The sequence below is a fragment of the Edaphobacter bradus genome, assembly GCF_025685645.1.
GTDB classification, from domain to species: Bacteria; Acidobacteriota; Terriglobia; order Terriglobales; family Acidobacteriaceae; genus Edaphobacter; species Edaphobacter bradus.
Window position 1 is genome coordinate 420,621 of record NZ_JAGSYF010000001.1, and the last position, 13,190, is coordinate 433,810.

The 13,190-nt window shown below is 59.0% G+C and carries 10 protein-coding genes; 2 read left to right on the forward strand and 8 right to left on the reverse strand.

Annotation, left to right across the window (positions count from 1 at the left end):
* The first annotated feature begins 115 nt into the window (after positions 1-115).
* Complete coding sequence (gene thiC, locus OHL16_RS01775; RefSeq protein ID WP_263365357.1) at positions 116-1,591, forward strand: phosphomethylpyrimidine synthase ThiC; 1,476 nt, start codon at positions 116-118, stop codon at positions 1,589-1,591.
* 647 nt (positions 1,592-2,238) lie between these two features.
* On the opposite strand, the gene OHL16_RS01780 is transcribed toward thiC, so the two are convergent.
* The 7 genes from OHL16_RS01780 to pyrE all read right to left on the reverse strand — a co-directional run bounded on the left by OHL16_RS01780 (position 2,239) and on the right by pyrE (position 10,164).
* Positions 2,239-4,419, reverse strand: a complete 2,181-nt coding sequence (locus OHL16_RS01780; RefSeq protein ID WP_263365358.1) for a M28 family metallopeptidase — start codon at positions 4,417-4,419, stop codon at positions 2,239-2,241.
* A gap of 162 nt (positions 4,420-4,581) precedes the next feature.
* Positions 4,582-4,977 carry a large conductance mechanosensitive channel protein MscL gene (mscL, locus tag OHL16_RS01785; RefSeq protein WP_263365359.1) on the reverse strand — a complete coding sequence of 132 codons (396 nt, stop codon included), beginning with the start codon at positions 4,975-4,977 and terminating at the stop codon, positions 4,582-4,584.
* 158 nt (positions 4,978-5,135) lie between these two features.
* Positions 5,136-6,911, reverse strand: a complete 1,776-nt coding sequence (locus OHL16_RS01790) for a VWA domain-containing protein (RefSeq protein WP_263365360.1) — start codon at positions 6,909-6,911, stop codon at positions 5,136-5,138.
* Positions 6,912-7,056: 145 nt separating this feature from the next.
* A complete protein-coding gene (locus tag OHL16_RS01795; RefSeq protein ID WP_263365361.1) occupies positions 7,057-7,335 on the reverse strand; it encodes a permease in 279 nt (92 codons plus the stop codon).
* Positions 7,336-7,437: 102 nt separating this feature from the next.
* Positions 7,438-8,511, reverse strand: a complete 1,074-nt coding sequence (mtnA, locus tag OHL16_RS01800) for an S-methyl-5-thioribose-1-phosphate isomerase (protein ID WP_263365362.1) — start codon at positions 8,509-8,511, stop codon at positions 7,438-7,440.
* Positions 8,512-8,770: 259 nt separating this feature from the next.
* Complete coding sequence (locus OHL16_RS01805; protein WP_263365363.1) at positions 8,771-9,214, reverse strand: hypothetical protein; 444 nt, start codon at positions 9,212-9,214, stop codon at positions 8,771-8,773.
* A gap of 335 nt (positions 9,215-9,549) precedes the next feature.
* On the reverse strand, positions 9,550-10,164 hold the full coding sequence (pyrE, locus tag OHL16_RS01810; protein ID WP_263365364.1) for an orotate phosphoribosyltransferase: 615 nt from the start codon (positions 10,162-10,164) through the stop codon (positions 9,550-9,552).
* An 897-nt stretch (positions 10,165-11,061) separates the two neighbouring features.
* Between pyrE and OHL16_RS01815 the strand changes: the two genes are divergently transcribed.
* Complete coding sequence (locus OHL16_RS01815; protein WP_263365365.1) at positions 11,062-11,670, forward strand: PEP-CTERM sorting domain-containing protein; 609 nt, start codon at positions 11,062-11,064, stop codon at positions 11,668-11,670.
* 127 nt (positions 11,671-11,797) lie between these two features.
* Here the strand turns inward: OHL16_RS01815 and OHL16_RS01820 are convergent, their stop codons facing one another.
* The gene (locus OHL16_RS01820; protein WP_263365366.1) at positions 11,798-13,090 is read right to left on the reverse strand and encodes an FG-GAP repeat domain-containing protein; all 1,293 of its coding nucleotides are present in this window, start codon (positions 13,088-13,090) and stop codon (positions 11,798-11,800) included.
* Positions 13,091-13,190: the final 100 nt, after the last annotated feature.

Sequence of the window (13,190 nt, forward strand, 5' to 3'; positions counted from 1 at the left end):
GCTTTGCCGCCGATAGAGGCGCGGGGCGTGCACTTGACGGCAGGTGCAATATGCGCCGGCGGCGTATACTAACTCGATAACAGCGCCAGTCTTGAGTGAGGGACAAGAGAGACATATGAGCAGCAATGGAAAGAGCCAGAGCGGGAGCGAGCACACCAACGGCTACAGAGTGCCGACGGGGCGCGCGGAGTGGATCGTCAAGCGGAAGACTGAGGCCGAGCGGACCGGCGACTGGAATATGTCGCAGATGCACTTTGCCCGCAAAGGGCTGATCACCGAGGAGATGGCCTTTGTGGCGCAGCGGGAGAAGATCTCACCGGAGCTGGTGCGGAGCGAGATCGCCAAGGGAACGATGATCATCCCCGCCAACATCAACCACGTTGAGCTGGAGCCGATGGCGATTGGTGTGGAGACGCTGTGCAAGATCAATGCGAACATCGGCAACTCGGCCATTGTGTCGAACGTGGATGAGGAGCTGAAGAAGCTGCACACGGCGGTGCACTTCGGCGCCGACACGGTGATGGACCTCTCGACCGGAGGCGATATCCCGATGATCCGCGAGGCGATTCTGCGGCATAGCCCTGTGCCGATCGGCACGGTGCCGATCTATGAGGCGCTGAGCCGCGTGAAGAAGCTCGAAGACCTGAACATCGATCTGTATCTCGAGGTGATCGAAGAGCAGGCGCAGCAGGGCGTGGACTACTTCACGATCCACGCTGGAGTTCTGATTCAGTACGTGCCGCTGGTGTCGAAGCGCATCACCGGCATTGTGAGCCGCGGCGGCGCGATCCTGGCGCAGTGGATGACGCACCACCACAAGCAGAACTTCCTGTACGAGAACTTCGACCGCATCACGAAGATCATGGCGAAGTACGACGTCAGCTACTCGCTGGGCGATGGTCTGCGGCCGGGCTGTGTGGCCGACGCGAGCGATGAGGCGCAGTTTGCTGAACTGAAGACGCTGGGCGAGTTGACACGGCAGGCGTGGAAGCACGACGTGCAGGTGATGATCGAAGGCCCAGGCCACGTGCCGATGGACAAGATCAAGGAGCAGGTCGATAAAGAGGTCGAGATGTGCGACGGCGCTCCGTTCTATGTGCTGGGCCCGTTGGTGACCGATATCGCTCCTGGCTACGACCACATCACGTCGGCGATTGGCGCGGCGATGATTGGGTGGCATGGGGCTTCGATGCTCTGTTACGTCACGCCGAAGGAGCACCTGGGACTGCCGAACGAGAAGGACGTCAAGGACGGCATCATCGCGTACAAGATCGCGGCCCACGCTGCCGACATTGCGCGGCACCGGCCGGGGGCTCGCGACCGCGACGACGCGATCTCGCATGCGAGGTACACCTTCGATTGGGACAAGCAGTTCGCGCTCTCGCTCGACCCGGAGACGGCTCGCGGGATGCATGATGAGACGCTGCCCGATGATTACTACAAAGAGGCGGCGTTCTGCTCGATGTGCGGGCCGAAGTTCTGCTCGATGAACTGGTCGAGCAAGGTGGACAAGTTCAACGAAGAGCAGCACGGGCTGAAGAAGCCGGACCTCACGCAGATTGTGACCGAGCAGATGGCGCTGCGGAGCTAGTTCGCCGGCTGAAAAGCTGATCCCTCCACTGCGCTTCGCTTTGGTCGGGATGACAGTTTTGATTCTGTGGCTCTTTAGGGATTAATTCCCGCCAAAACTGAGAGGCTGCACCCTGATTGAGGTGCGGCCTTTTCGTCTGATCAGGTCATCTGGCGTTGGGTCTGACTCGAACGGAAGATGGTGAGCGACGGATCCGCAGCGAGCTGCGATAGTCGCCGGTTGCGGCTGTTTCGGGGTCCGACCCGACGACGTCGTCGGGTCTAACTGCGCTGAAGTTGAAGGCCATTCCCGCAGCGTACGCCAGCGTACAGCGTGGCACGGAGAGGCAACAGTAATTTTCAGGAGCCAATCGGACCTCAAAAAGTTAGAGGGTATCCTTCTCCTCGCGATCGGAGCGCATGGCGAGAAGGGCAGGGGCGATGATCATAGCAAGAAAAACCAGTGCAAGAACCAAGTCGTGAACCATGATGGGGGGGACTCCCTGGGGGCGGCTTCAGCCGTCTCATCAAGCATGATGAGGCAGTTAATGACCTAGGGACATCCCACCTCGGACAGGGGGGATGTAACCCATTCGTTGTATGGAGCCTTTGAATGCAGCGTGCCGCGGTGGGTCGTCGCGGCTGGCTAATTGCTAATCCGCAAGAAGCTCACTTCGCCGCGGCTTCGAGGATTGTGGCGGAGTGGTTGAGAGCGTCGGCGAGGATCGTGAGCTGGGCTTGGGCGCGGGCGAGGTCGTCGGTAGAGATAGCCTCGTTGACTCCAGGAATGACGACGGCGGCGTAGCCGGTGAACTCGCCGGGAGCGTAGATGGTGTGTTTGTACCAGGAGCGATGCGGGAGGCCATTGGGATTCAGCAGGGCCTCCTCGGCTGAACGCAGGGCGTGATTGAGCGCGGCGGAGTCGGTCGGCGGCGCGAGCTGGCGGGAGCGGACCGAGGCGCCTGCGTCGGCGAAGCGGTGGGCCGCGGCGATGGCGGCGGAGAAGTCAAGCGCGAGCTTATCCGTCCGGGCACGTCGCTGTGCCGTGTCGAGGTAGCTCAGAATCTCGCGGCCATAGAGCTGGTAGTCGTAGGGCAGCACATCGGTGTCGGCCATGTGGAGAATCTCAAGGCCAAAGACGCGGGCCTGCTGCTGCTCGTAGACAAAGGTGGGGTCGGCGAATTTGATGAACCAGTTGTAGTTGTCGAAGACGGAGTGATAGACCCCGTAAGGGCCTTCGGAACCAATGTCCGTCGAAGGCACACCGAGGTGCTGAAGGAAGGGCGTGTAATCGGAGCCGGAGCCGAGATCGCCGACGCGGACATCTTCTTCGACGTCGGCGTTGAAGCGTGAGGGGCCGCCGGTGGTTCCGGCCGTTATGCTGGCGCGGCGCTCGGCGTCGGCCTTCTCGGACTCCTTCCACCGCTCGTAGACGGTGCCGCCCTTCGGGCTTGGGACCTCCCGCGTGACCTCGCGGACGAACTCCTTGAGCGAGGGGACTGCTGCTGCCTTGAAGTCACTCCCGGAGACGGCTACGTCGGTGTTGAGGTAGGCGACGGCATGGGCGAGATGGCTGGCGTGCTGCTCGGCCCATTCGGTGGAGCCCATGAGCCCTTCTTCTTCCGCGTCCCATGAGGCAATGACGATGCGCCGTTTCGGACGCCATCCCTGCTTCAAAAGATCGCCGAGGCCATGGACGGCCTCGAGCATGGCGGCGGTACCGCTGTTGGGGTCGACTGCGCCGTATACCCAGGCGTCGCGATGGTTGCCGGCGACGACCCATTCCTCCTTCTGCGAGGGATCGGTGCCGTCGATGGTGCCGATGACGTCCCAGATGGTGCGGAGCGCGGTGTCCTGCACAAGCTTCATGTGAACAGTAATCTTGCCGTTGCCGTTGCCGCCAATGCCGAGGTGGTAGGTGAAGGGAAGCGCACCCTGCCACGCACGGGGAGATTCGGCTCCTCCAAGGCACTTGAGAATGGGGGCCGCATCCTTGTACGAGAGCGGGTTGACAGGGATGCTTGGCTGGTTCGCCTGCAGCTTGTCGAGCGGAATGCGCGCGGAGTCAGGCAGGTCGGGAGTGGAGGCAATGCCGGGAGTCTGCGGATCGCCGGGGTAGATCGGCAGAAACTGCACGGAGCCACGCTGAACTCCGGTCGCAGGTCTGTAAGGGCCCTTGGGATAGACATCGCCGCGGAAGTAGCCGTCGTCGGCGGGGTCCGAGTAGATGAGGACGCCCTTGGCTCCGTACTGTTGCGCGAGGTAGACCTTCACTCCGCGAAAGTTGGTTCCGTAGCGGACGAGGACGATCTTGTCCTTGACGCTGATGCCCATGCTGGCGAGCTTTTTGAAGTCGGCGAGATCGCCGTAATTGGCGTAGATGACCTCGCCGGCCACGTCGCCGGAGGGCGAGGAACCGCTGAAGGCCGGCAGAATGCGCGGGTCGTCCTGAAAGGGATCGCCACCGTTCCGGTTGGGGTCAACGTGTTCGGGCGACGGACCGGACATGATCTGTTTGCCGTTGGAGTCGAAGGCCTCGACAAGGATGCTGGTGGGCTTGTTGATCAGGACCTTGTAGGGAACGATGTCAGTGTGGAGACCGGCTGCCTTGAACTTGTCGGCGACGTAGAGCGCGGTGGCGTAGTCCTCGGGTGAACTGGCCCAGTGCGGCGCGGCGGTCAGGGTCTTGAGATGCTGGCCGGCGAGTGTGGCGTCTGGGATAGCAAGGAAGGCCGAGTCCCATTTGGCCTGCTCGGTGAAGTCGCGGTAGCCGAAGACCCTTGGGGTTTGCGCTGTCGCAGTGAGGCCAAGGAGGGGGAAGAGGCAAACCAGGGTACTGAGACGGCGCAAGAGCAAACCTCGCGAATCATATGGGAATGCGCCTTCAAGGGTATCAAAGGAACCCCCCGACCGCCGAGAACGGGGACAAACTGGCGCAGGCATCGCTCATCTTCCCCCTCTGCAGGGAGAGAAAACAGAGACGCCCGTGGATCTCTCGGGATTGTCGGTAAATCAGGCGACCGGCTGGCTGCAGAATTTGCAGCGGTGTGCGGCCAGTGGGATGTCGGACAGGCACTCCGGACAGGGCTTGGTCGTCGCAGCCTCCGGGCTGTTGGTCCGCGCGAGCAGCTTCTGAATGGGAAGCACGAAGAAGAAGTAGATGACGAAGGCGATGATCAGGAAGTTGATGCAGGCTGTTAGAAAGCTGCCGTACTTGATCGGGGTGCCGTTGAGGTTGAAGACGAAGGATGAAAAGTCAGGCTTACCGACGAAAGCTCCAATGAACGGGCTGATGACGTCATCGACGAGGGATTTGGTGATGGCGGAAAAGGCGGCACCTATGATGACTGCGACGGCGAGGTCGATGACGTTGCCGCGCAGAATGAAGTCGCGAAAGCCTTTGAGCATGTTCTGAACTCCCTTGAGTAAATTGACCGCCAGAAGCACGGCGAGTATATGACAGGGGCAGTGAAAATACAGCAGAAAACGTTTCTGACATTTATTTGCGACAGGTTAGCCGGGTGGACAGGCCAATCCTCCGTATCAAACAATTGCATGGGATCGGATCAGGATTTGGGAAATGTGAGAGCCGCCGTGGAGACTTCGAGTGTGCCGATGTTGTTAGTAGTTTTGTCGATGACTCCCAGGCGCAGATAGAAATCGCCCTTTGCAGGCATGGCAATCTCCTGGCTGAGTTGGAGACCGCCGCGGATCGCTGCTGCATAGTCCTGCTCGGTTAGATGAAGGGGCACGACGCGGTTGACATCATTCATGATATTGCCTATGGCATCGTAGCCAATGATCATGAATTCAAGATTGGCGGAACGTGTGCCGTGCTCGTCATCCCAGTGGATGTCCCGGGGATCGACAGCATAATCGATGTGGTAGCGGCGCTGGGAGTGCAGGGAGACAGCCGCTAGGGTATGTTTCGCGGCTTTGCTGGATGTGTCCTGCGCAGGTGGGTTGATGATTCCCGAGGGAGTGACCAGGACCTTGAAGAGTATTTCACTGGGGTTGGGCGCGCCACGTTTCATCGTGACGGCGATAGCGCTGGCAACGCTGCTCTGCGATTCGGTCACGGACTGCTGATTGGATGGAGTGACAGGGTTGTCACTGGCGATGTACCCGGTGCGATAAGCAAGCTGGTAGTGGTGTCCCTCAAGAGCGACCTTGATCTTGCGCTGTTTGCCGTTCCAGTTTTTGTTGGTGGGGACGTAGGTAAGCGTGTAGTAGTTGGAGCCCGAGTCGATGGCTTTGGTTATCAGGCCTGATATGTCATTGGAACCGTAGAAGGCGTGACCGCCGGTATCGTCGGCGAGTCTGAGCATGGTGGACTGTTCTGAGATCAGTCGGGATTCGAAGGCTGAACTCTCTCGCGCGATGCGGCCGGGATCGTTCCTAAGGGAGCCAGGGGGGCCTGAGGAGTTCGAGGCGAAGAAGGTGGAGTCTGCCTGAACTCCTCGACCATCGACCGGGTAGATGGCAACGCGACTCTTGGAGAGTTCGTCGGAGATGCGTGTGACAGACTTGGAAAAATCGACGCTGTTATCGAATATTCGTGCACCCATCTGGGCGGAATCAGTGTCGACAAGCAGCCCGAGGGGGAAGGACCCGGAGACCCAGATAAGGTTCTTGCGCCCAGGAAGGGCGGCGAGGTACCGGCTGAGCTGAGTGAAGGCATCGACGGTTTGGCGAACGCGCTCCTCGGTCTGGAAGTTATCGACGGAACGATTGAATGTAGCGAGAGCCGAACCAGGATCGTAGGGAGAAGCTTCGTAAGCGCCAGAACTCGACATTACCATTGGCCCCAGTGAGGCGGACGTTTCGGATGCAGAAGCGGCTTGCAGAGTAGCGGTAGCCGCAGCGCGGGCAAGGACGGCCTTAAGGACAGCAGGATCAGAGGTAAAGCCTTGCAGCATGACGAGGTCGTTGCTGAGGCCGAAGATGGCGACGCGGCTGCCAGGGGGAAGGGTTTCAGCGAGGATTTTGAGCTGAGAACGAATAGAAGGCTGGCTCGTCTGAGGTGTATTCAAGGCATCGAGCAGGATGATATTGAGTGCGCTGCCTTGCGGACCGGTGACGACATTTGTGAAAGTGTTTGGCGGAAGTTTTGGTTGAGGTAAGGATGGAGTCGCGATGGTGGGGGTCGCTGCTGTCTCGTCGAAGTGTCGAATTGTCTGAGCGAGGTTGTCTTCACGAACGACGAAATCGGAGGCCTTGAGATTGTGGACGGGCTGGTTCTTTGAGTCGGTGACAACCACGTCGATAACGACAATGCGGGCATTCTCGCGGATCGTCGGTGTCTCTGACGGCGGAGGCTGCTGGGCCAGGGAAGATGTCAAAGATGCGGCGGCTAGAAGAAGGGCGCATGTAGGAATGGAAGATAGGGTTCTCATGGTTGGTCGCGCGAAGAATAGCACGGTGCCAGGAGAACGAGAAAGAAAAGGTCTACGGGATGCGATCTGGAGAGATGTTGGCAGACGAACGTTAATGCGAGGAGGTTATCCAGCCTGCGTAAGGGTAGAGCAGGAAGAAGATGATCATGCAGAGGGCCATAAGGTCCATGTAGACGAGCAGGATAACTCCACCGTGATAGAAGCCCCAGCGGGTACGCATACAGCGAAGATGATCGATCATACCGGCGGTTGCTACGAGAGCAGGGAGCGCTATGTACGGGTTTGCGCGATTGTGGGGAAAGTCCGAGAGTAGAATCGCCGCCCCGAGGCTGACGAGCACCAGAATGCCACCGCGCAGCAGGGATCTCATTCTCGGGTTGAAAAAACGGGGGATCACGCCGCTAGGAATAGCTTAGATGGTTTTTGCTATTCGCGGCGGAACCCCTCATTGGCTCGCGAGATTGTTGATGGCTTATGCGGTTGCGAGTTCCGGCTTCGTTGTGGCCGCCTCGACCATCTTGCGGATGGATTGCTCGAAGGGGGCGCGGAGGACGCCGTGCTCGGTGATGATGGCGGTGATGTACTTCGCGGGGGTGACGTCGAAGGCCGGGTTCTCGATGTCGGCTCCGTCGGGCGTTATCTGCTTGCCCTGGGAGTGGGTGACCTCGGTAGCTGAGCGTTGCTCGATGGGGATCTCGTCGCCGTGAAGGGTGGCGAGGTCAATGGTCGAGAGCGGCGCGGCGACGTAGACGGGGATGTTGTGCTCTTTGGCGAGGACGGCGACCGAGTAGGTTCCGATCTTGTTGGCGGTGTCGCCGTTGGCGGCGATGCGGTCGGCGCCGACGATGACGGCCTGGACGCGTCCGAGGCGCATGAGCGACCCGGCCATGTTGTCGCAGAGGACGGTGGTGGGGATGTTGTCGTGGAGGAGTTCCCAGGCGGTGAGGCGCGCGCCCTGAAGGTAGGGGCGGGTCTCGTCGGCGTAGACGTCGATCTTGTGGCCGCGCTCGACAGCGGCGCGGATGACCCCGAGCGCGGTGCCGTAGCCGCAGGTGGCAAGGGCTCCTGCGTTGCAGTGGGTGAGGACGGTGCCTTCCATCGGCAGCAGGGATGCGCCGTGGGCTCCCATGGCCTTGCAGGCGGCGATGTCTTCGTCGTACATATGGCGGGCCTCGGCGATGAGGGCGGCCTTGATTTTGGTGATGGAGGTGTTGGCGGCGACGAGGGTGTCGTACTTGTCGCGCATGCGCTGGATGGCCCAGAAGAGGTTGACGGCGGTGGGGCGCGTGGCGGCGAGGGTCTCGCAGATGGTGGCGACCTCGGCGTTGAGGGCCGGGATGGTGGTCGCCTTGCTCTGGCTGACGCCGAGGGCGACGCCCATGGCGGCGGAGACTCCGATGGCGGGGGCGCCGCGGACGATCATGTCGCGGATAACCGTGGCGACCTGCTGGTAGTCGGTGGCGAGGACGTAGGTCTCTTCGAGAGGGAGCTTGGTCTGGTCGAGGAAGCTAACGCCGTTCGGGAGCCATTCTAGGGTCGGGATCATGTCTTGTCCTATTTTAGACCTTTCGAGATCATCAAAGCGCTGATCCCGTGTACTTGCGGGGAGTTTGGCTCCCACCATGAGCAGAAATCCACTGTGATGTAGCTTGAGCCCTTGTCGGGCACGGGGATTCCATATTCATGAACTTAGGGTTGTGGAGAATGGCTGCGCCTTCCGCCGTCATCTAGGTGAAGATTCATTCGTTCGCAGCAGTGTCGGCTCATTTTGTGTCCTGTAGGGTTGGTGTCCGCAAAGTTGACGCCTAGATTGCTAAGGCTCGAGCAAATTCTTCTACTTCGCTCAACTCCACGCTCCACTCGGAGATCCTCTCGCCATCTTCATTGATGGTTCTGCGATCTCTTATGAAAGAAAGCATGTTCTCTTGTGAGAACGGACGTGTTAGCTGGTCATAAAACAGCAAATGATTTTGGACGTGAATGACGTTTCCTTCTCTATACATCGGCCACCACTCAAGATTGTCAGAAAATTCAGGGGCTACATACCAGACAGCCAAGGCCGATTTAGAGCCTTTGAGTATCGCTTTGATCGCATCTCGCCACTGAGCTTCGTAGTCAGCCTTGTTCCATTGGTAAAGGCTTGCTACAAAGTTCTCTTTGAACTCGCCGAGGACTAATTCTCCCGTCGCCATCGGCGTCTGTTCGTCATAAAACACCGGTTCGCCGAGGAATGAGATCGAGAAGGACATGGCTTTTAACTCTCCAGGGCGCTAAAGTGTTCAGTTTTGAGTAGCTGTCTTGTGGATGGCCCACTTGATGACGGCGTGACGAAACTCTTCCAAATTGTCAAAAGCCCTTCCGAGCCCAACCGCTTGGATTTCTTCGATTGGTGGTGGTCCACTGAACATGTACTGTGATCGATCCTTTATCAGTCGAATGCAGCTCTCTGTTTGATTTAAGTCGACGTACCAGTTTCCAAACGACTGAGCATCGTAACGAGCGAAGGACATCCTCCATCCCTTCCTTTGAAGTTCTGAGATCAATTCCCCGACTTCCTTTGCGATTTCGTAAGGCAGTATCGGTTTCATGTTGTCCTTTGCTGCGCGATGTGGGCGGCGCGGACGTCGTTGGCGGTGAAGACGGAGATGAAGGGGACGTCATGGATGATGGCTTCGATGTTGGCTCGGCCTCCCTGTTCGCGGTCTACGAGGCAGAGGACTCCGGCGACGTTCATGCCGGATTCTCGGGTGGCTTCGATGGCGGTAATGGTGGAGCCTCCGGTGGTGCAGACGTCGTCGACGATGACGACGTGGGCGCCTAGCTTGTGGAAGCCCTCGAGGCGGCGGCCGGTTCCGTGGGTCTTTTCGGCCTTGCGGACGAGGAAGCCGTGAATCAGATCTCTGCTGAGCGGGTCGCGGTGGTGATGCACGTGGTGCCAGGCGGAGGCGCTGGCGGTGTTGGAGACGAGGGGGTCGGCTCCCATGGTGAGTCCGCCGACGGCCTCGGCGTGGGGGAAGCGCTCGCGGATGAGGTCGTAGAGGAGGAGGCCGGAGAGGCGGCCGCCTTCAGCGTGGAGGGTGGTGGTGCGGCAGTCGATGTAGTAATCGGACCTCTGGCCGCTGGCGAGGGTGAAGTCGCCGAGGCGGAAGGAGAGCGTCGCGATCAGGTTGAGCAGGGCAGTGCGATTATCAATGGACATTGCTTTGGCTCGATTGTAGATGCTTCTGTTATGGGGGTATCCCCCCCCATGGTGCGGTCTTTGTGCAAAGTCTTCAAATGAAAAGGTTTAGGCTTGGACTTCAGGTGTAAGGTATTGCATTGAAACGAGTTGCAATCAAAGTATTGCAAATAAACGGGTTGCGTTGGCCAGGTTAAAAGCGAAAGCCCCGGGTTCTCCGGGGCTTTCTGTGCTTGATTCTATTTTAGCAGTGTGAGGGAAACTACTATGCCACGGCTATCTTTATTTTTTGTGTTAGTTAGGTGATTTTTGGCCTTGACAGAGTTTTCTGTGGAAAAGTTGAGGGGGGGCGAAATAGCTGTGGCGGGGTTGCAGCCTGCGAAGCCCAGGTCTCAGAAGCGAGACTGGGGCACGCATTCAAGCGGGCGGCGGTCCAGGATGTCCTTTATTTCTTCGCGATTCGAGCAGCGAGGCCTTATCGTGATAAGTCAAATGCTTATTATACATGCATTTGCGAGATAATCTTCGCGTGATGGACGATGGCCAAGTTATTGATTTGAGTCATGTAGTTTTCGTTAACAAGTTCGATGAGAGTCTGGCCCCAGGCGTGCCTTATCTTCTCGGCTTCAAGAGGGCACTTCCAGCATTGAAGGATCGGGCGTAGAGAAGTAAAGGAGTTTGGTTGCTTGATCGAGGGCAATATTTTGGGAAGGAAACGCTCTCTCGATGTGCAACAGGTTGCAAGTATCCCATGGGAGGGTTTGCATAGAGTACGCACAATGTTGCGCTGTAAGGTATTTATTCTTCTGATTCCCGCACTTTATTTCTGAGGCCTGGTCTCTTTGGTAATTGAAATGCACATACAGGGCGAAGCGATGTTGTGTCTTTGTGCGCAAACCCAATGGGAGGCTCTACTTTATGCGGAAACAGATTCTGGCTTTTGGGATTTTGGTTCTTTGCGGTATGGCTGTCGCGCATGCAACGACTCTAACCCCTGGGTCGACCGTCGCGGCATCCACGCTCAGTTTTGGTGGGGCGCCGGTACAGTTTCTCGGTGGTCCGATGGTCAGCAACGGCATTACTTCGAACTATGCCTCGACGGCTTATAGCGATCCAAGCAACGTCTACTGTTCCGGTTGCCTGGACTTTGTCTATCAGATCGATCCAACTGGTGGGAAGGGCTCGGTTACAGATGTGGTCCAGTCTAATTTTGACCACTTTTTGACGAGCGTCGGTTTTTCGGCCCAACCGGGGCAGGCGGTTCCTACGTCCATCTCACGCAGCGCGGATGGATCGCTGATCGATTTCTTCTTTGCCAATGGAGATCCGATCAATACGTTCAGCGCGTTTCTCGTCGTTGAGACCAATGTTACGAACTTCAGCAGGGTTGGAACGATTGGCCTGGTCCCTCAGACTGCGGGAACAGCTCTCGACATCGAGCCAATGCCTGAGCCGGCCTCGTTCGTGCTGCTGGGAAGCGGTCTGATCGGTCTGGCGGGCTTGGCAAAGCGGAAGTTACTCGGATAAGCAGGTCTCAAGAGAGCGGCAGAGCGTTTCTGACGTTGTGCAGATGAAGTGAATTACGCCCGTCCCGAGAGGTGCGATGCCGATCGGGGACGGGCGTTTTTTGTCTGCGTGGGAGCGCGACCATGCATTAGTGGGGACCGTCCTCCTGTTCGACCTGTTCTCCTTCGCCAGGGAAGGGCCACTGGCGCTCGAGGGGTTGCTGGGCCTCACGCATGGACTTGGGGACGTTGTTGATTGTCAGGTTTTCCAGGACGTGGACGCCGAGTTTGCCAGCCGTGGCGATGTCGATGTCGCCGTCTTTGTCTAGGTCGAGAGCGAGGATCTGAGTGCCAGCGGTGGCTGTGGAGTTGACGGAGAGCGGGATGCGGGTGAAGGTGGTGTCCTTGCGGTTGATCTTGTATGCGTAGAGCACGGGTGGGTCGTAGGAGCCGGGGTCGTCGCCGGAGTGGCCGCGGTAGCGCTTGCCGGTGATGAGTTCGGCTTGGCCGTCGCCGTCGATGTCGGCGAGCAGGAGTGCGTGGGACTGGGAGAAGGACTCGTCGATGGCGTGGCGGGTCCAGATGCGGTGTTCGGGTGTTCCTGATTGTTCGAGCCAGTAGAGGCCGTAGCTGTGGCCCTGGCCGTAGATGAGGTCGAGCTTGCCGTCGTTGTTGACGTCGTAGCCGAGGATGGGGAATCCGGTATCGCCGAGGCGCCAGTCGGGATGCCACTCCCACTTGTCGTTGTTGGCGTCGATGTTGCGGAACCAGCCGTAGGGGGTGAGGATGTCGGGCTTGCCGTCGCCGTCGATGTCGGCGATGCCGATGCCGTGGCCATCCTGCTCTTTGCCGCCGACGTGATGGACGCGCGGGGTGGCGCCGGAGAAGTCGACCCAGAGGACGCCGGAGTGGTTGTAGTGGGCGAGCGCGATGTCGGGGACGCCGTCGCCGTTGATGTCGGCCATGACGCCGCCTTCGGTGTCATAGCTGTCGGCGATGAGGTGCTTCTGCCACATGACGCCGGGCTTGTTGGGATTTTCGTACCACCAGAGGCCGTTGGTGATCCAGCCGGCGGTGACAACGTCGGGGTGGCCGTCGTGGTTGACGTCGATGGTCCACTCGCCGCAATCGGAGACGAACTCGCCGTGGATGCCAACGGTGCGGTATTGATGCTGCTTCCACTCGCCGGCGTTGGGGCCGGGGTTCTCGTACCAGTAGGCTCCGCTGAGGAGGTCAGGGTAACCGTCGTTGTTCATGTCGAGGGTGGTGATGCCTTCGGCGTGGTCGTTGCCGAGGCGGTGAACGAGGAAGGTGGGGTTGAGGGTGCCGTCGGGGCCGGGGCCGGGAGTGGGCTTGCGGAACTCGGTGGCGTGGGAGGGGTCCTGCGCTTGGGCGATGGCGGCGAGCGAGAGTAGAAAGAGCGGGATGATGGTTAGGCGCATTGTGGTCTCGGGTGTGAGGTAAGGCTTTATGGCCCGGGGCTAAAGCCCCTTTTTGAGGGGATCAATTCAGGGGCCTGAAGGCCCCTGCTCCCTCCGTTCT

Excerpts from the sequence above, each read along its gene's own strand:
- thiC (WP_263365357.1), top strand. The coding sequence starts at position 116 with ATGAGCAGCAATGGAAAGAGCCAGAGCGGGAGCGAGCACACCAACGGC.
- OHL16_RS01805 (WP_263365363.1), bottom strand. The coding sequence starts at position 9,214 with ATGTCCTTCTCGATCTCATTCCTCGGCGAACCGGTGTTTTATGACGAA.
- pyrE (WP_263365364.1), bottom strand. The coding sequence starts at position 10,164 with ATGTCCATTGATAATCGCACTGCCCTGCTCAACCTGATCGCGACGCTC.
- OHL16_RS01815 (WP_263365365.1), top strand. The coding sequence starts at position 11,062 with ATGCGGAAACAGATTCTGGCTTTTGGGATTTTGGTTCTTTGCGGTATG.
- OHL16_RS01795 (WP_263365361.1), bottom strand. The coding sequence starts at position 7,335 with ATGAGATCCCTGCTGCGCGGTGGCATTCTGGTGCTCGTCAGCCTCGGG.
- mscL (WP_263365359.1), bottom strand. The coding sequence starts at position 4,977 with ATGCTCAAAGGCTTTCGCGACTTCATTCTGCGCGGCAACGTCATCGAC.
- mtnA (WP_263365362.1), bottom strand. The coding sequence starts at position 8,511 with ATGATCCCGACCCTAGAATGGCTCCCGAACGGCGTTAGCTTCCTCGAC.
- OHL16_RS01820 (WP_263365366.1), bottom strand. The coding sequence starts at position 13,090 with ATGCGCCTAACCATCATCCCGCTCTTTCTACTCTCGCTCGCCGCCATC.